Origin of the sequence: Bradyrhizobium sp. CCBAU 51745, assembly GCF_028128715.1 — a bacterium.
Classification (GTDB): Bacteria; Pseudomonadota; Alphaproteobacteria; order Rhizobiales; family Xanthobacteraceae; genus Bradyrhizobium; species Bradyrhizobium manausense.
In genome coordinates this window covers 73,081-89,150 of sequence record NZ_LBJP01000082.1, presented here as the reverse complement: position 1 = coordinate 89,150, position 16,070 = coordinate 73,081, and the positions used below count along the sequence as shown (strand labels likewise).

The following is a 16,070-nucleotide window of genomic DNA, read 5'->3' as shown; positions in this document are numbered from 1 at the left end:
GCGCCGCAGGGCTGCTTTGACGTAGCGTGAAAGCGCAAGGAATTCCAAAGTTTTGCCCTGGAGGCCACGATGGACGAGAGAGCTGTTGACACCGGCGCCGTGACCGGCGGCGTCAGGGCCCTGCTGCGGCTCGAGGGGCTCGCTCTGTTCGCGGCCATGACGGCGCTCTATGCGACCTGGGGCGGCTCCTGGTGGGTCTATGCCCTGCTCTTCCTGGTGCCGGATCTGAGCTTCCTGGCGTACCTCGTGGACGGCAAATTCGGTGCGCTGGTCTACAACGCCGCCCACAGCTACATGGCGCCGGTGGCGCTGCTGACGCTGGGGTTTGGCCTCGCCGCGCCCCTCACCCTCTCCATCGGCTTGATCTGGCTCGCTCATATCGGCATCGACCGGGCGCTGGGCTACGGCCTGAAATATTCCGCCGGGTTCGGCTTCACCCATCTGGGGCGGATCGGCCGGCAGAACGGCGCCTGAGCTGCCGCGCGAGCGGCGGGATGACCGTGATTTTGTCGCGGCTGGCCGGTTGACCGGGCCTGCCGATTCAGGCTTGCTCCAGGCTTGCGATCAGGCGCCGAATGTTGCGTGAGCTCAGTCGGTACGGCGGCGGTCATCACGTCCGGCTGCAAGCATCACCTCATGTCCGCCACCGTCGTTCCCTTGCCTGCGAACAGCGCGTCCGAGACCACCGACTTCCTGCGGCGCATGGCCAGCATGGTGTCGGGGCGGAACGGCGAGATGCTGCTGCGCGCGGCCGCACTGATTGAATCACTCAAACAGCGGGCCATGTCGGCCGAACGGCTGTTTCACGAGCAGCAGGAAGAGAACAAGCGCCTGGGGGAGCTGCGCGAGGCCACTGAACTCGCATCCGACGCGATGGTCAGCCAGATCGCCGCGCTGCGGACGCAGCTAGCCGAGGTGACGACCGCCGCGGCCAGCGAGCGTGCCGCGTTCGACACCGAGCGCGGCAAGCTGCTCGGCCTGATGCAGGATGCGGAGAGCCATATCGGCAAGCTCGCCACCGAGCTCGATACGTTGCGCGCCTCGGTCGATGCTTTCAACGAGACCGCGGTGACCGTGCCGATCGAGGTGCTGCGGCTGGCGCGCACCCAGTTCGACTATCTCTCCAGCGGCTTTGCGCGCAAGGGCGACGTGATCGCGCAGGCGATGAGCGAGATCGGAGGCTTTGCGATCGATCAGGCGCTGACGGCGAAGAAGCCGGACGACAAGGTGTGAAACTGCCGCGCGCAAATTGACAGCGCGCATGGGCATTGATCTACTTCCCCAAAACTTTAGGGGAGGATCAATGCCGACGGCATTCCGCGTCGCTGTGGCGCTCATCGCACTCTGCGTTTCATCAGGGCTCGCCAGCGCTCAATCGCTTCCCAAGGAAGCCCCCGCCCGCACCGAGATCTTCCCGATCCCGTCACTCACCCTCTCCGACCAGCAATTTCTGAGCGGCGATGAAGCGGCCGGGAAGCCGGTGACCGTCGCCGGCGAATTCCGCGTGGCACAGGGCACCGGCAAGATGCCGGTCGTGGTGCTGATGCACGGCTCGGGCGGTGTCAGCGCCACCACGGAGGCCTGGGTGCACGAATTCAACGCCATGGGCATCTCGACCTTCGTGATCGACGGCTTCACCGGCCGCGGGCTGACGGTGACAGGGCCGAACCAGGCCCTGCTCGGCCGGCTCAACCTGATCATCGACATCTACCACTCGCTGGAAATCCTGGCCAAGCACCCGCGCGTCGATCCTGACCGCATCGTGCTGATGGGTTTTTCGCGCGGAGGGCAGGCGACGCTCTATGCGAGCCTCGACCGCTTCAACAAACTCTGGAACAAGTCTGGCCTCCAGTTCGCGGGCTATATCCCGTTCTATCCGGACTGCTCGACCACCTATCAGACCGACACCGAGGTCGCGGCCCGCCCGATCCGCATCTTCCACGGCACGCCTGATGATTATAACCCGGTGAAGAGCTGCAAGGCCTTCGTCGAACGGCTCAAGGCTGCTGGCCGCAACGTGGTGCTGACCGAATATCCTGACAGCGCGCACGGCTTTGACAGCGGATTGCTCGGCGTCAATGCGGTGACGGTTTCAGCCAACGCTCAGACCGTGCGCAACTGCCATATCAAGGAGGGCGACGGCGGCGTGCTGATGAACGGCGATACCAACGCGCCCTTCACCTACAAGGACGCTTGTGTCGAGCTCAACCCGCATGTCGGCGGCAATCCGACAACGGCCGCGGAGTCGAAGAAAGCAGTCGTGGAGTTTTTGCAGGCGCTGTTCAAGCTGGGATAGCGACCCCACACACCGTCATTGCGAGCGCAGCGAAGCAATCCAGAGCCCCTCCGCAGAAAGATTCTGGATTGCTTCGCGGAGCCTGTCATCGGGCCGCGCTTTGCGCGGTCCCGTTGGCTCGCAATGACGTGTGGAGAGAGACGCGCTGGCGTTGTGCGCTAGCGCGCGCGGCCCGACAGCCGCAGCACGAACACCAGAACTTCGGCGACGGCCTTGTAGAGGTCGGGCGGGATTTCGTCGCCGAGCTCGACCTTGGAGAGCGCCCCGGCCAAAATCTCGTTCTCCTCGATCGGAATGTCATGAGCCTTGGCGATCTCGACGATCTTGGCGCCGATGGTGCCCTTGCCCTTGGCAACCACGACGGGCGCACCACTACCCTTCTCGTAATGCAGCGCAATCGCGAGCTTGGATTCGTCGCTCATGTGGCGCGATCCAGGAAATGCCCGGCGCGCGCCGGCGCGGCCAGCGGCGGCGTGCCGTCGCGCACGATGATGTCGCCGGGCTTGAGCTCGGCCTTGGTCAGCGCCTGATTGAGCTCGCCGATGCCGGCGCGGAGCTGCTGCGCGGTCGCCGGCCGTTCGGCCCACATCCGCACAAAAGTCTTGTCGCCGTTGAGCGTGATCAGCGCGTGCACGGGTCCTGATGGCTCGACATTGATGGTGAAGCGCGCGCGCCAGGCGCGCTTGGCGGGATCGGGCGTTTCGTTGCCGCCGTCGCGCGAGATCTCGAATTGCGCCATCGCGGTACCTTGCGGGGTCGCAAACGGAATCTCGAAATTCCACTGCGGCGCGGTCGGGTCGCTGCGATGGCCACTGGCGTCAGCGCGATCAGGCAGCGAAGCGACCTGAAGCAGCGTCTGCCGCGCGATCGCAGCATCGGTGTCGCCGAGCAGGCGATGCACGGTGGCAGCGAGCGGTGTGGTGGGCGCGAGCGACGGCGAAGCGACGGGTTGCTGCGCCGGTAGCGCGCCGCGGAACGGCGGTGGCGTCGTCGTGCGCGTAGCTGCCTCGAAGATATGGCCGTCAGGAACGGCCTTGGTCGCACCCGGCACGTTGCCGGTCAGGCGCGGCAGGCTTTGCGTGACCTCTTGCAGCAGGCTCGCGGCGACACCCGCCGACATGGTGGTGCGAGGCAGAGCCGCCTGCGGCGTTTCGCCGGCGATGTCGGCCAGAACGGCAGCGGGCTGCGCAGCCTCGCGCGGCAATTGTGCAGATTGAGCAATCGCCGCAGCAGGCGACGCAAGCACCGCCTGTGCTGTTTCGCCTGCCACCGGCAGCGCTGAGACTGCAGTCTGCAGAACAACCGGCGTGCCAGGCGCAGGTGCTGTGTTCTGTGCTGCGACTTGTGGCGCGGCAGGCGCTGGCGTGACTGACGTCGCCGCCAGTGTCTGGCGCAGCACGAGCAGCGCGGCCTTCAAGTCCGGCACGGCCCCTGGCTGCGGCGTTGCGCCCGCGGCCAGCGAAGCCTCGAGAAACAGGCCGGATTTCTGGAACGCGGATTCGATATCGCCGCCATCCAACGCCATGTTGAGTGGCGTCTGCTGTGCCAGCACGTCCAGCACGGCCTGCTTCAGTCCGGCCGGCAGATCGCTGCCTGATACGACCGATGCGAGATTGGCGAATAGCGGCGCCTGGCTGCCCTGTTTTGTGACTGCCTCGGCCGAGGCAGCGGTGACGGCGACCTGCTCCAAAGGTGTCAGCGTGTTGCGGGCCGCATTGACCGACGGCGCCAGCGGCGGGCTCTCGACCAGCGAGGCTGCGGTCGGCGTCAGCGTGACCTGATCGGCGCTGGCCTCGCCTGCCCCGTTGACCACGGCGAGCCTGATCGTGCCGTCGTTCTGCGAGACCGCGAGCTGGAGATTTTGCCCCGGGGTCAGCGACACCTCGGACATCACGTCCATCGAGAGGTTGGCGATCGCGATCCGCACCAAATTGTCGGCGAGCAAGCTGACGACCCTGGCATCGACGACGGTGCCGGCCTGGAGCACGAGGTCGGGCGTTGCCGCATCAGCCACGGGGCTGGCGGCACTGACCGGAAGGATCGAGCTTATCGGCGTCGGCATTTCAGGGGCCCGGGGAATGCGAATCCCACCCTAGGGCCCCGGCGTAAACCTCTCGTTAAGGACCTTAGGTCCAAGGCGGGTTCACCGCCGCCAGCACCGCGACGGCGGCCTCGAAATCCCTGAGGCGGGTGGCCCGGCGGGCGGCCGCCTCCTCATCCACGCCCCATTGGTCGATGTTCCAGTCCTCATCGACATGGGCCGCGGCCCAGACCTGGTCGGCGTCGCGCACGCCATGGGCCAGCGCCAGCGCCAGCAGCGCCGAGCCGGTCAGGGTCGTCACCATGTGGAGCGCGGCCAAGGACCAGGGATCGCCAGGCAGCGCCGCACGGGCAGCCCGGAGCGCCTCATCGGGCTGCCTCACATGCATGATGCCCTCGGAGAGGATGAAATGCGCTCCCAGCGCCTCTGCGGCCCAGAACAGCACGCCGTCCCAATGCGCGGCCTCTCGGGCGACCAGCCCCTCGGGATGGCCGGCGCGATAGAACAGCAGGTCGGTCTCGAAGTATTTGGCGAGATCGTCCCTGACGAGCTCGACGCGGTCGATCACGCCCTCGACCACGCTGTTGGCGATCCGCGTCAGCGGCATGGTCACGGGGTCGATCGCCTCACCCTGGGCGGCCCATTCCGCGGCCACGGCATCGGCCAGCGCCCGCGCCGGGATCACCACCTGGCGGCCGGACGGCGTGCGGATCGGCCTGCCATCGAGCGTGATGGCAAAGCCGCCCTCGGTCTCGGTGACGCCGACCTCCTTGTAGAAGCGCTTGCGCAGCGGCGTCCGCGCGGAGGCGCGTGCCGATTCCCGTGGGTCCGGCGGGGGCTGGCTGGCTGCTTCTTCGAACAATTCGCGCATGTGAGTTTTCGGTCCCGGTCGCTGGGTGCTAAAGCGCGATGAGATCAGGATGAACGTCATCGCGCTTTAGGTTATTGTTTGAGCATGATCTTTTCGGAAAACCGCTTCGCACTTTCCCGGATCATGCTTTAGGCTTCTAAAGTAAGACCTGTGGCCGATAAAGCGAGCGGCGGGCATGAGGGAACTTGCGGGCATTGTGGCCCTGTTCGCCGGGCTTTGGCCGGTCGCGGCCGGGGCCGGCTTTCGGACCCCGGAATCGCTGATCCGCAACGTCTATGCCCATTACGGCAACGGCGCGCCGGAGCTGTCGAGAGGCCTGCCGCGGGACGATGCCACGACCCGGCAATTCTTCGACCCCTCATTGCGCAAGGCATGGTCCGCGCCGCGCAGCGAGCCCTATGACTTCCTGGTGCAGAGCCCGAACTGGAAGCTCGGCCCTGTGACGATCGCGATCACCCGCAAGCAATACGACAAGACCTATGTCGCGGCGAATTTCGACAATCACGGCCGCAAGGTCGCGCTGAACTTCATCCTCGTCAACGGCCCCGAGGGCTGGCTGATCATGGATGTCGAGAGCCCGCATGACAGCTTGCGGATGTTTCTGGAGCAGTTTCGGAATTGACTAGGGCTGCAATCGCCAGCCCAATCCTCGGTGTCGTCCCGGCGAAGGCCGGGACCCATACTCCGCAGCGGGCTTTGGCGAAGACCGGTAGTCCCAATCCGCTCGCCGGTACAAGCACCGCCCGCTACCGATAGATTCCGCGGTATGGGTCCCGGCCTTCGCCGGGACGACACCCAACACCTACTCCTCCGGTGCGTTCTCGATCGGGTCGAACCGGCTGGCATCGAGCCCGAGCAAATTCCACGACTGCTGCATGTGCGGCGGCAATGGCGCGGTGGCGTCGATGACGCCGCCGCGGGGATGCGGGATCACGATGCGGCGCGCGAGCAGATGCAGGCGGTTTTGCAGGCCGCCCGGCAGCTGCCAGTTCTCGATGTTGAAATATTTGGGATCGCCGACGATGGGATGGCCGATATGGGCCATGTGGGCGCGAAGCTGGTGGGTGCGGCCTGTCACCGGCTTCAGCGACACCCAGGTCAGCTTGTTGCCGGCGGTCTCGACCACCGCATAGTAGGTCACGGCGTGGCTGGCGCCCTCGTCGCCATGCTGGGCGATGCGCATGATGGTGTCGTCCTCGCTCTCCTCCTTGGCAAGGAAGGTCGAGATGCGGCCCTGCTTCGGCTTCGGCAGGCCCGGCACCAGCGCCCAATAGACCTTGCGCGCCGAGCGCGAGCGGAACGCGCCGGTGAGATGCGAGGCAGCAAATCGCGTCTTGGCGATGAGCAGACAGCCCGAGGTCTCGCGATCGATGCGATGCACGAGGCGCGGCTTCTGCCCCTTGGCATCGCGCATCACCTCCAGCATCTGATCGATGTGGCGCGTCATGCCCGAGCCGCCCTGCACGGCAAGGCCGGCGGGCTTGTTCAGCACGAGGACGTCGTCGTCCTCGTAGATCGTCATCTCCTTCAGCGCCTTGAGCGTCTTCTGCGCGGCCTCCGAGAGCTCGCCGACGGCCTTCGGTGTGTCGAGCTTCAACGGTGGAATGCGGACGCTCTGGCCCTCCTCCAGCCGGTCCTTGCTGTCGACGCGCTTGCCGTCGACGCGTAGCTCGCCTTTGCGGACGACGCGCTGGATGTGGGAGAATGACAGGCCGGGAAAGCGCGCTTCGAGGAAGCGGTCGACGCGCATATTGTTCTCGTCGGCCGTCACCGTGACGGTCTGCACCTTGGTCGGCAGCAGCGCCTCGACAGGCTTCTCCGATGCCGGCCTTTCCTGTGCAGCCTTGTTCTGTGCAGCTTTGGGCGGACGTCGCTCGGCGCGCTCGCCGGCAAAGCGCGGCGGTTTGCTGGGCTTGCCGCCCGGACGCGGTCCCGCTTTCTTCGCGCTCCGCGACTGATGCGGACGCGAATCCTTGCGCTCATCGCGCGAACGGGGCTCTTGATTGGTTCTTTTGATACGGCGGCTCATGGCTGCCTGCGTACCCTAAAAGCGGCCCTTCGTCACGGCGAAATGGCCACCTCTAACGCGAACCCCGCTCCTTGCGCAGCTTGGCCCAGTAATCCAGCCGTTTCCTGATTTCGCGCTCGAAGCCGCGCTCAGGCGGATCGTAGAAGGTCTGGCGTCCCAGGGCCTCCGGGAAGTAGTCCTGCCCCGAAAAAGCGTCGGGCGCGTCGTGGTCGTATTCGTAGCCTGAGCCGTAGCCTTCCGACTTCATCAGCTTGGTCGGCGAATTCAGGATGTGCTTTGGCGGCAGCAGCGAGCCGGCCTGTTTTGCCACCTGCATCGCCGTGCCGAAGGCCGTATAGACCGCGTTCGATTTCGGCGCGGTGGCGAGATAGACCACGGCCTGCGCGATCGCCAGTTCGCCTTCGGGATGGCCGAGGAAGTCGAAGGCGTCCTTGGCCGCATTGGCGATGACGAGCGCCTGCGGATCGGCAAGGCCGATGTCCTCCACCGCCATGCGTACCACACGGCGCGCCAGGAACAGCGGGTCCTCGCCGGCATCGAGCATGCGGCAGAGATAATACAGCGCAGCATCGGGATCGGAGCCCCGCACCGATTTATGCAGCGCCGAGATCAGGTTGTAATGGCCGTCGGCCGATTTGTCGTAGATCGGCGCGCGCCGTTGCAGGATGTCCTGCAATTGCGCGGCGTTGAAGATTTCATCTGCCCGCGCCGAGCGCCAGACTTCCTCGGCGAGCGTCAGCGACGCGCGGCCGTCGCCATCGGCCATGCGCACCAGCACCGCCCTCGCCTCCGCATCGAGCGGCAGCTTGCGGCCCTCCACCGCCTCGGCATGCGCGAACAGCTTTTCGATCGCGGCGGCATCGAGCGAGCGAAACACCAGCACCCGTGCGCGGGACAAAAGCGCCGCGTTGAGCTCGAAGGACGGATTTTCCGTGGTGGCGCCGACCATGACCACGGTGCCGTCTTCCATCACAGGCAGAAACGAATCCTGCTGGGCGCGGTTGAAGCGGTGCACCTCGTCCACGAACAGCAGGGTGCCCTTGCCCATCTCGCGGCGGGCGCGCGCGGCATCGAACGCCTTCTTGAGGTCGGCGACGCCGGAGAACACCGCGGAGATCTGCTCGAAATGCAGGTCGGTCGCATCCGCGAGCAGCCGCGCCACGGTGGTCTTGCCGGTGCCGGGCGGGCCCCAGAACACCAGCGATCCCAGCGTGCGCGTCTCCAGCATGCGCGTCAGCGCGCCGTCGGGCCCGAGGATGTGATCCTGGCCGACGACCTCCGACAGCGTCCGCGGCCGCAGCCTGTCAGGCAGCGGATGCGGGGCATCGTGATCGAGCCCCGCCGCGGCGAAGAGAGTTGGCGTCTGCTGTGGTCGCTTCGGACTCATCCGCCCAGCGTGACGTTGATCTGCTGACCGCCCCGCACCAGCGTGATGCGCCAGAGCCGCTGGTTGACGGCCGCCGCCTTCTCGAGGTCGCCGGTCTTGCCGATCTTCTGGTTGTTGACGGCCAGGATGATGTCGCCCTTCTGGAAGCCGACCTGGGCGGCGGGCGAGTCATCACCGAGATCGGTGATGACGACACCTTCGGTGTCGGCGTCGAGATGCAGCTCGTCGGCAACCGCAGGCGTGATGGTCGAGACCTTGGCGCCCTGGAACGGCGAGCGGGCGGTGACGACGAGCTCATTGCGGCCGGTATCGGGCGCGGTCTCGAGCGCGATCGTCAGCTTGATCGGCTTGCCGCCGCGCTGCACGTCGATCTGCGCCGTGCCGCCGATCGGGCGAGTGGCAAAGCGATAGTCAAACGCGTTGGGATCGTCCACGGCCTGGCCGTCGATGCCGGTGATGAGGTCGGAGGATTTCAACCCGGCCTTCGCCGCGGGCCCATTGGGAACGACGCTCGCGACCAGCGCACCGCTTGGCGAACGCAGGCCGAGACTATCGGCGATCTCCGGCGTCACCGCCTGCAGCTTCGCGCCAAGCCATGGCCGCTTCACCGCCTTGCCGCCGCTCTTGGCGGAGGCGACGACGACGCGCACCATATTGGCGGGAATTGCGAAGCCGATGCCCTGCGAGCCGCCGGAGCGCGAATAGATCGCGGTGTTGATGCCGGCGAGCCTGCCGTTCATGTCGACCAGCGCGCCGCCGGAATTGCCGGGATTGATCGCAGCATCGGTCTGGATGAAGAACTGATAGTCGGTGATGCCGACCTGGGTGCGCGCCAGCGCCGAGATGATGCCGTGGGTCACGGTCTGGCCGACGCCGAAGGGGTTGCCGATCGCCATCACGACGTCGCCGACCATCAGCTCGTCCGAATTGGTGAATTCGAGCGCCGGGAACTTTTCCTTGGCATCCTTCAGGCGCAGCACCGCGAGATCGCTGCGGGAGTCCTTCAACACGATCTCGGCCTCGAACTCGCGCTTGTCCGACAGCGACACCTTCACCTGGTCGGCACCTTCGATGACGTGGACGTTGGTGACGACGAGCCCGGAGGCGTCGACGATCACGCCCGAGCCCAGCGATCGCTGCACCTGCTCCTGCTGCTGGCCGCCGCCGAAGAAACGGCGGAAGATGGGGTCGTCCAGCAGCGGGTTGCGGTTCTGTACCACCTTGGCGGCATAGACGTTGACGACCGCCGGTTGCACCCGCTGCACGATCGGCGCATAGGACAACCGCAGCTCGGCCTGCGACGAGGGCACGCGACGGTCCTGCGCCGCAGCCGGATTGAAGTGGGCCGAAAAGCCTATGCACAATGCCGTGACGACGGCGGTCAAGTTCGCTCGAAACATCCCTACCTCTTGGAAAAGACGCCGGAATATAGGCGCGTTCGCCCCCCAATAGAAGGGCGCCGGGCGGCAATATTCAGCCCCTTTCCGGTGTGTCCCACCTGCAAGCGCAGCGTGCGAAATCACAATCTGCCGCGACGATGGATTGGCATGATGCGCATCATCCTGCATGCTCGTGCCAGGCGGATTCGGTTGCGGCGAATTGGCATCAGTGGGAACCGCAGAGCCGGGCGCGCGCGTCGCGGGGCAGTCATCGATCACTCTTAGGCTCTCCCGTTGCGACTTGGGGAAGTTCGTCAAAGGATGGAGCACGATATGAGCAGGACAAGACTAGCAGCCACGGCGATCGGTCTCGCCGGCGTGCTGACGGCTTCACAGGCCCAGGCCCAATCGGCCAGTACCAGCGAGCAGGAGATCGCGCTCCTGAAGCAGCAGTTGAAAATGCTGGAGCAGAAGCTCGACAAGCTCCAGAGCCAGACCGCCGCGAACACGGCCGCCACGGCGAAAGCCAGGCAGGAAGCGAAGGCCGAGGCCAAGGCTGAAGCGCGCTCCGAGGCGAAAGCCGCCCTCGCCAATGCCAACGCGGCCATTCCGGTCAAGGGCCCGGTGGCCCCATCAGGCGTCGTGGTGACGATGCCGAACAACCGGCCGACCATCTGCACCGCGGACGAGCAGAACTGCGTTGCCATCACGAGCCGCGTGCACTGGGATGTCGGAGGGTACAATTACCGCCCCGACACGGCATCAACTGTGCCGCAAAAGCTCGACAGCGGCGAGAACATCCGCCGTGCCCGTATCGGCATCGTCGGCAAGTTCTTCGGCGACTGGAACTACTCCCTGATCTACGATTTCGGCGGCACGTCCGACGGTTTTGGCGGCACTGGTGCGGCCGGCGCCACCGCCGTCGGCTTCCTGCCCGGCGGCGGCACGTCGGGCATCGAAAATGCCTTTCTCAGCTACACCGGCCTGAAGCCGTTCGGCGGCAAGATGGCGGTGGAAGCCGGCGTCATGGACATTGCCTGGACGCTCGACGAGTCCACCAGCTCCAACGACATCATGTTCCTGGAGCGCGCCTCGGCTGGCGTGATCGCGCAGAACATCGCAGCCGGTGACTTCCGCTCCGCCGTCGGTACCCGCTGGTGGAATGACAAGCTCTGGGTGGGTGCCTATGTCACCGGACCGACCACAGGCCAGATCCACTCGGCCTCCAGCGTTTCCCCGCCCGGGAGCAGCGAGCAATATGGCGCAGTCGCCCGCATTGCCGGCAACCCGATCAGCGGCAACGGCTACTCCTTGCATATCGGTGCCGATGCGGAATGGCTGATCCAGCCGCCGCGCAATTTGGTGACGCAGGCGCAGACGCTGACGCTCAGCGATCGGCCCGAACTGCGGATCGACCCGACGACGCTGATCTCGACCGGCGCGATTGCCAATGTGTCAGGCGCGCAGGTCTACGGCGTCGAAGCGGCCGCGACCTACGGCTCGTTCATCGCGCAGGGCGAATATTACTGGTTCAACGTTGACCGCACCGCGAATACCGGCCTGCCGCCATTCGGCGCGTCGAGCCTGAAATTCGATGGCGGCTACGCGCAGGTCGGCTACGTGCTGACCGGCGAGAGCCGAGCCTACAATGCGGCGAGCGCCTCGTACGGCGGCATCAAGCCGGCCAATCCCTTCTCGCTGGCCGGTGGCGGCTGGGGTGCCTGGGAAATCGCCGGACGCGTGAGCACGATGAATCTGAACGATCAGCTCGCGACCGCCGCCGGCATCGCGGGGGGACGCCAGACCATCTACACCGCGGCGCTGAACTGGTACGTCAACAACAACGTCCGCTTCATGCTCGACTATCTGCATGGCGACATCGCCAAGCAGGCAAGTGCCACCTCCTCGGTGAACACGGGCTCGACGTTCAACGCCGTGGCGATGCGCACGCAGGTCGCGTTCTGAGGCTCTCATCCGGGAGCGGCACGCCGCTCCCGGAGCTCTACGCCGCGCGCTTCGGCTTCTTCACGACCACAGGCGGCGGTGCGCAGGACAGCCGCTGCTGATGGCTCTCGCCCCAGGCTTTCAGAATATCGATTACCGGCCGCAGGCTCTCGCCTAACTCGGAGAGGCAATACTCCACGCGCGGCGGCACCTCGGCATAGACCTTGCGGATGACGAGCTTGTCCTCCTCCAGCGCGCGAAGCTGCTTGGTGAGCATGCGCTGGGTGATGCCGGGCATCGTGCGCCGCAATTCGCCGAAGCGCCGGGTGCCGCTCTGCAGGTGATAGAGGATCACGCCCTTCCATTTGCCGTCGATCAAATCCAGCGTCGCCTCGACCGAGCAGCCGGGACGACGGGCAAAATCGCGCCGTTTCATGCGTTTTTCCCAATAGTATCCAAACAGGGACTATGTCCCCGAATGTACAGTACTTGCCAAATTGGAGCCAGCGCGACAGGTAAGACGCGGGCGAAAACGCCATCTGATGGAGACAAGCCATGAAGGCCGTCGGCTACAAGAAGTCGCTTCCGATCGAGGATCAGGATGCGTTGATCGATTTCGAGACCGCCAAGCCAGAGCCGAAGGGACGCGACATCCGCGTCGCCGTGAAGGCGATCTCGGCCAATCCCGTCGATTACAAGGTGCGCAAGCGCGCCGCGCCGCCCGAGGGCGAGACCAAGATCTTGGGCTATGACGCCGCCGGCATCGTCGAAGCCGTCGGGCCCGAGGTCACGCTGTTCAAGCCGGGCGACGAGGTGTTTTACGCGGGCTCGATCCTGCGCCAGGGCACCAATGCCGAATTCCACCTGGTGGACGAACGCATCGTCGGCAACAAGCCGAAATCGCTCTCCTTCGCGCAGGCCGCGGCGCTTCCCCTCACCTCCATTACAGCGTGGGAATTGCTGTTCGATCGCCTCGGCGCCGTCCCGGGCAAGAGTGTCGATCCGCGCGCGCTTCTCATCACCGGCGGCGCCGGCGGCGTCGGCTCGATCCTGATCCAGCTCGCCCGCCGCCTCACCGGCCTCACCGTGGTTGCGACCGCGACGCGGCCGGAATCGCAGAAATGGTGCCTCGATCTCGGCGCGCATGCGGTGATCGATCATGGCAAGCCGATGAAGGAGCAGATCGAGAAGCTCAAGCTGCCGCCGGTCGCGCTGGTCGCGAGCCTTACCTTCACCGATCAGCACTACAAGAGCATCGCCGAGTTCATGGCACCGCAAGGCCGGTTCGGCCTGATCGACGATCCCCCGGAATTCACCATGAGCACGTTCAAGGGCAAGGCGATCTCGGTGCACTGGGAATCGATGTTCACGCGCTCTTCGTTCCAGACGCCTGATATGATCGCGCAACATCACCTGCTCAACGATGTCGCCGATCTGATCGACAAGGGCGTGCTGCGTACCACGCTCGACCAGACCTTTGGCACGATCAACGCGGCCAATCTCAAGCGCGCGCACGCGCTGCTCGAGAGCGGCAAGTCGCGCGGCAAGATCGTGCTGGAAGGGTGGTAGGCAACGGCTGCGTAGGGTGGGCAAAGGCGCACTTGCGCCGTGCCCACCACCTCGCAATGGCGGCAAGAGATGGTGGGCACGCTACGCTTTGCCCACCCTACGATTTCTCGCTCTATCGCAATATCCCGGACAACGCCGACAACAGCCGATCGATCTGCTCATCGGTGCCGACGGTGATGCGCAGGAAATCCGAGATGCGCGGCGCCGAGAAGTGACGGACGATCACCGCCTGCTCCCGTAGCGCCGCCGCAAGCTTGGCCCCCTCGTGCGCGGGATGGCGCGCGAAGACGAAATTGGCGAGCGAGGGCAGCACCTCGAAACCGGCGCTTTTCAAGCCGCGGGTCAGCCGCTCCCTGCCCTCGATCACGCGACGGCGGCCTTGCTGGAAATAAGCATCATCCTCGAGGGACGCGATCGCACCTTGCTGGGCAGGCCGGCCGAGCGGATATGAATTGAAGCTGTCCTTCACGCGCGTCAGCGCATCGATCAGATCGGCGTCCCCAATGGCATATCCGACGCGAAGCCCGGCGAGAGCGCGCGACTTGGACATGGTCTGCACGACCAGGAGATTGCGATGAGACGCGACCAGCGGAATCGCCGTCTCGGCGCCGAAATCGACATAGGCCTCGTCCACGACGACGGGCACATCAGGGTGGTCGTCGAGCAGTGTCGCGATCTCGGTGCGCGACAGCGCGATGCCTGTCGGCGCGTTCGGATTGGCGATGATGATCGCGCCGGCCGGCCGGCGATAATCAGCGGTGCGGATCTGCATGGCCTGATCGAGCGGCACGGTCTCGCAGGTGATGCCGAACAGGCGGCAATAGACCGGATAGAAACTGTAGGTGATATCGGGAAACAGCAGCGGCGCATCGTGCTTCAGCAGCGCGACGAAGGCGTGCGCCAGCACCTCATCCGAGCCGTTGCCGACGAACACCTGCTCGGGTCTCACGCCGTGATAGGCGGCAAGGGCCGCCCGCAGCGCGGTCGCCTGCGGGTCCGGGTAGAGACGCAACGTATCGGCCGCCGCGCCCCGGATCGCCTCCAGCGCACGCGGCGACGGACCAAGCGGGTTCTCGTTGGTGTTGAGCTTGACCAGATCCGCCATGCGCGGCTGCTCGCCCGGCACGTAGGGTTTCAGCTCATGCGTCAAGCTGCTCCAGAAACGGCTCATCTTCCTTCTCCCTCACGCGGGCGCGTGGCGCGCTCAACGAAGCCCTTTGCGAGCGCGTGATAGATACCCTCCTCGCAGATCATCCGCGAGACGAAATGCGCGATCAGGGCGGCCGCCATCAACGGCACGACCATGCCGTGATTGTCGGTCATCTCGGTCACGATCACGAAGGCGGTGATTGGCGCCTGCACGACGCCGGCGAAATACGACACCATGCCGAGCAGCATGATCGCACCGAGCGGCGCGTCGTGGAAGAACGCGGCGATGTTGCTGCCGATGCCGGCGCCGACGGCGAGCGAGGGCGAAAAGATCCCGCCCGGTATGCCGCTGATCGCGGCGAAGCTCGTCGCCAGCAGCTTGAGCACGCCAAAATCCTGCGGCAGCGGGGTGCCGTGATCCAGCGCCTCTTTCACCTGTACGTACCCCGTGCCGTAGATGGTGTCGCCGGATACCAGTCCGCAAATGGCGACCGCGAGGCCACAGGCAAAGGCGAACCACAGCGGATGGCCCTTGATCGCGCGTCCGAGCGGGCTCTTGAAACCGCGCGCCATGGCGATGACGACGCGGCTGAACAGGCCGCCGACGAGGCCACCGACGACGCCGCAGGCCGGAACGGCCAGCCAGTCGGCGCCCCGCGAAAGCGTCATCGCGCTGCTGCCGAAATAGGCGTAATTGCCGGCCAACGCGAGCGAGGTCAGGCCGGCCGCGATCACGGCGGCAATGATCAGGCTGGATGTGCGGGTCTCGAAGGCGCGGCTCATCTCCTCGATGCCGAAGACGATTCCCGCCAGCGGCGTGTTGAAGGCCGCGGCGACACCGGCGGCGGCTCCGGCCAGGATCAATCCAGGCTGGCGGCGCGGCGAGACACGACCGAGCGCGAACATGATGGAGGCGCCGACCTGAACGGTCGGCCCTTCCCGCCCCACGGAGCCGCCGCACAGCAGCCCGAACAGCGTCAGGATCATCTTGCCGATCGCGATCCGGATCGAGACCAGGCTCTCGCGGGCGGCCTGATCGGTCAGCTGCCGCGCGGCAACCGCCTGTGGAATGCCGCTGCCCTGCGCATTCGGGAACAAACGGAGGGTCATATAGGCCGACAGCATGAAACCGAGCGGCGTCACCGCGAGCACGGCATAGCGCGACTTCGCCAACAGGAGTGCGAAGGCGTACTGCGCGAGATCGGCAAGCTGCGCCAGCGCGACGGCTGCTGCGCCGACCCCGATCCCGCCGAGCAGAAAGATCGCCCGCCGCTGCCAGCGTGCGGAGGTCAGCCTGAACAGGCGCTTGTGGCGGGTCGAGAGGGGCCAGGGCCAGAGCATGGAGGCCCCGTTTTAGCCAGTCCCGGCACGAATGAAAGGGGGCGCAAGAGCAGAGCAGCTAGGC

15 protein-coding genes are annotated in these 16,070 nt (G+C 65.7%); 6 read left to right on the top strand and 9 right to left on the bottom strand.

The window, feature by feature from the left end:
* The first annotated feature begins 69 nt into the window (after positions 1-69).
* The 3 genes from XH98_RS23220 to XH98_RS23210 all read left to right on the top strand — a co-directional run bounded on the left by XH98_RS23220 (position 70) and on the right by XH98_RS23210 (position 2,296).
* Positions 70-474 (top strand): DUF4260 domain-containing protein, encoded by a 405-nt coding sequence (locus XH98_RS23220; RefSeq protein ID WP_271620051.1) that lies wholly within the window; start codon positions 70-72, stop codon positions 472-474.
* Between the two features lie 162 nt (positions 475-636).
* Entirely contained in the window at positions 637-1,233 is a 597-nt protein-coding gene (locus XH98_RS23215; protein ID WP_271620088.1) for a hypothetical protein, read from the top strand.
* 70 nt (positions 1,234-1,303) lie between these two features.
* A complete protein-coding gene (locus XH98_RS23210) occupies positions 1,304-2,296 on the top strand; it encodes a dienelactone hydrolase family protein (RefSeq protein WP_271598919.1) in 993 nt (330 codons plus the stop codon).
* A 158-nt stretch (positions 2,297-2,454) separates the two neighbouring features.
* On the opposite strand, the gene XH98_RS40945 is transcribed toward XH98_RS23210, so the two are convergent.
* The 3 genes from XH98_RS40945 to XH98_RS23195 all read right to left on the bottom strand — a co-directional run bounded on the left by XH98_RS40945 (position 2,455) and on the right by XH98_RS23195 (position 5,208).
* Positions 2,455-2,718 carry an EscU/YscU/HrcU family type III secretion system export apparatus switch protein gene (locus XH98_RS40945; protein WP_057751754.1) on the bottom strand — a complete coding sequence of 88 codons (264 nt, stop codon included), beginning with the start codon at positions 2,716-2,718 and terminating at the stop codon, positions 2,455-2,457.
* On the bottom strand, positions 2,715-4,358 hold the full coding sequence (locus XH98_RS40940) for a flagellar hook-length control protein FliK (protein WP_333932671.1): 1,644 nt from the start codon (positions 4,356-4,358) through the stop codon (positions 2,715-2,717). Before XH98_RS40940 ends, XH98_RS40945 begins: the two co-directional genes overlap by 4 nt.
* 64 nt (positions 4,359-4,422) lie before the next feature.
* Positions 4,423-5,208: an ATP12 family chaperone protein gene (locus XH98_RS23195; RefSeq protein WP_271620049.1), complete on the bottom strand. Its 786-nt coding sequence runs from the start codon at positions 5,206-5,208 to the stop codon at positions 4,423-4,425.
* Between the two features lie 175 nt (positions 5,209-5,383).
* Between XH98_RS23195 and XH98_RS23190 the strand changes: the two genes are divergently transcribed.
* On the top strand, positions 5,384-5,830 hold the full coding sequence (locus XH98_RS23190) for a hypothetical protein (RefSeq protein WP_271620048.1): 447 nt from the start codon (positions 5,384-5,386) through the stop codon (positions 5,828-5,830).
* Positions 5,831-6,010: 180 nt separating this feature from the next.
* On the opposite strand, the gene XH98_RS23185 is transcribed toward XH98_RS23190, so the two are convergent.
* The 3 genes from XH98_RS23185 to XH98_RS23175 are packed head-to-tail and all read right to left on the bottom strand — an operon-like array spanning position 6,011 to position 10,024.
* The gene (locus XH98_RS23185) at positions 6,011-7,237 is read right to left on the bottom strand and encodes an RluA family pseudouridine synthase (protein ID WP_271620047.1); all 1,227 of its coding nucleotides are present in this window, start codon (positions 7,235-7,237) and stop codon (positions 6,011-6,013) included.
* A 52-nt stretch (positions 7,238-7,289) separates the two neighbouring features.
* On the bottom strand, positions 7,290-8,624 hold the full coding sequence (locus XH98_RS23180; protein WP_271598924.1) for a replication-associated recombination protein A: 1,335 nt from the start codon (positions 8,622-8,624) through the stop codon (positions 7,290-7,292).
* Positions 8,621-10,024 (bottom strand): DegQ family serine endoprotease, encoded by a 1,404-nt coding sequence (locus XH98_RS23175; RefSeq protein WP_271598925.1) that lies wholly within the window; start codon positions 10,022-10,024, stop codon positions 8,621-8,623. The genes XH98_RS23180 and XH98_RS23175 overlap by 4 nt, the downstream gene beginning before the upstream one ends.
* Positions 10,025-10,336: 312 nt before the next feature.
* Here XH98_RS23175 and XH98_RS23170 point away from each other — a divergent pair, with 312 nt between their 5' ends.
* The gene (locus XH98_RS23170) at positions 10,337-11,968 is read left to right on the top strand and encodes an OprO/OprP family phosphate-selective porin (RefSeq protein WP_271620046.1); all 1,632 of its coding nucleotides are present in this window, start codon (positions 10,337-10,339) and stop codon (positions 11,966-11,968) included.
* A gap of 37 nt (positions 11,969-12,005) precedes the next feature.
* Here XH98_RS23170 and XH98_RS23165 read toward each other — a convergent pair whose 3' ends face one another.
* Positions 12,006-12,383 carry a winged helix-turn-helix transcriptional regulator gene (locus tag XH98_RS23165; protein WP_271598927.1) on the bottom strand — a complete coding sequence of 126 codons (378 nt, stop codon included), beginning with the start codon at positions 12,381-12,383 and terminating at the stop codon, positions 12,006-12,008.
* A gap of 119 nt (positions 12,384-12,502) precedes the next feature.
* Between XH98_RS23165 and XH98_RS23160 the strand changes: the two genes are divergently transcribed.
* Positions 12,503-13,516, top strand: a complete 1,014-nt coding sequence (locus XH98_RS23160) for a zinc-binding alcohol dehydrogenase family protein (RefSeq protein WP_271620045.1) — start codon at positions 12,503-12,505, stop codon at positions 13,514-13,516.
* Positions 13,517-13,628: 112 nt separating this feature from the next.
* On the opposite strand, the gene hisC is transcribed toward XH98_RS23160, so the two are convergent.
* Positions 13,629-14,687 carry a histidinol-phosphate transaminase gene (gene hisC, locus XH98_RS23155; RefSeq protein ID WP_271620044.1) on the bottom strand — a complete coding sequence of 353 codons (1,059 nt, stop codon included), beginning with the start codon at positions 14,685-14,687 and terminating at the stop codon, positions 13,629-13,631.
* Positions 14,684-16,006, bottom strand: a complete 1,323-nt coding sequence (locus tag XH98_RS23150; RefSeq protein WP_271620043.1) for a chloride channel protein — start codon at positions 16,004-16,006, stop codon at positions 14,684-14,686. The genes hisC and XH98_RS23150 overlap by 4 nt, the downstream gene beginning before the upstream one ends.
* Positions 16,007-16,070: the final 64 nt, after the last annotated feature.

Bases quoted from the DNA above. Each gene is read 5' to 3' on its own strand.
- XH98_RS23220 (WP_271620051.1), top strand. From the start codon at position 70: ATGGACGAGAGAGCTGTTGACACCGGCGCCGTGACCGGCGGCGTCAGG.
- XH98_RS23215 (WP_271620088.1), top strand. From the start codon at position 637: ATGTCCGCCACCGTCGTTCCCTTGCCTGCGAACAGCGCGTCCGAGACC.
- XH98_RS23210 (WP_271598919.1), top strand. From the start codon at position 1,304: ATGCCGACGGCATTCCGCGTCGCTGTGGCGCTCATCGCACTCTGCGTT.
- XH98_RS40945 (WP_057751754.1), bottom strand. From the start codon at position 2,718: ATGAGCGACGAATCCAAGCTCGCGATTGCGCTGCATTACGAGAAGGGT.
- XH98_RS40940 (WP_333932671.1), bottom strand. From the start codon at position 4,358: ATGCCGACGCCGATAAGCTCGATCCTTCCGGTCAGTGCCGCCAGCCCC.
- XH98_RS23195 (WP_271620049.1), bottom strand. From the start codon at position 5,208: ATGCGCGAATTGTTCGAAGAAGCAGCCAGCCAGCCCCCGCCGGACCCA.
- XH98_RS23190 (WP_271620048.1), top strand. From the start codon at position 5,384: ATGAGGGAACTTGCGGGCATTGTGGCCCTGTTCGCCGGGCTTTGGCCG.
- XH98_RS23185 (WP_271620047.1), bottom strand. From the start codon at position 7,237: ATGAGCCGCCGTATCAAAAGAACCAATCAAGAGCCCCGTTCGCGCGAT.
- XH98_RS23180 (WP_271598924.1), bottom strand. From the start codon at position 8,624: ATGAGTCCGAAGCGACCACAGCAGACGCCAACTCTCTTCGCCGCGGCG.
- XH98_RS23175 (WP_271598925.1), bottom strand. From the start codon at position 10,024: ATGTTTCGAGCGAACTTGACCGCCGTCGTCACGGCATTGTGCATAGGC.
- XH98_RS23170 (WP_271620046.1), top strand. From the start codon at position 10,337: ATGAGCAGGACAAGACTAGCAGCCACGGCGATCGGTCTCGCCGGCGTG.
- XH98_RS23165 (WP_271598927.1), bottom strand. From the start codon at position 12,383: ATGAAACGGCGCGATTTTGCCCGTCGTCCCGGCTGCTCGGTCGAGGCG.
- XH98_RS23160 (WP_271620045.1), top strand. From the start codon at position 12,503: ATGAAGGCCGTCGGCTACAAGAAGTCGCTTCCGATCGAGGATCAGGAT.
- hisC (WP_271620044.1), bottom strand. From the start codon at position 14,687: ATGAGCCGTTTCTGGAGCAGCTTGACGCATGAGCTGAAACCCTACGTG.
- XH98_RS23150 (WP_271620043.1), bottom strand. From the start codon at position 16,006: ATGCTCTGGCCCTGGCCCCTCTCGACCCGCCACAAGCGCCTGTTCAGG.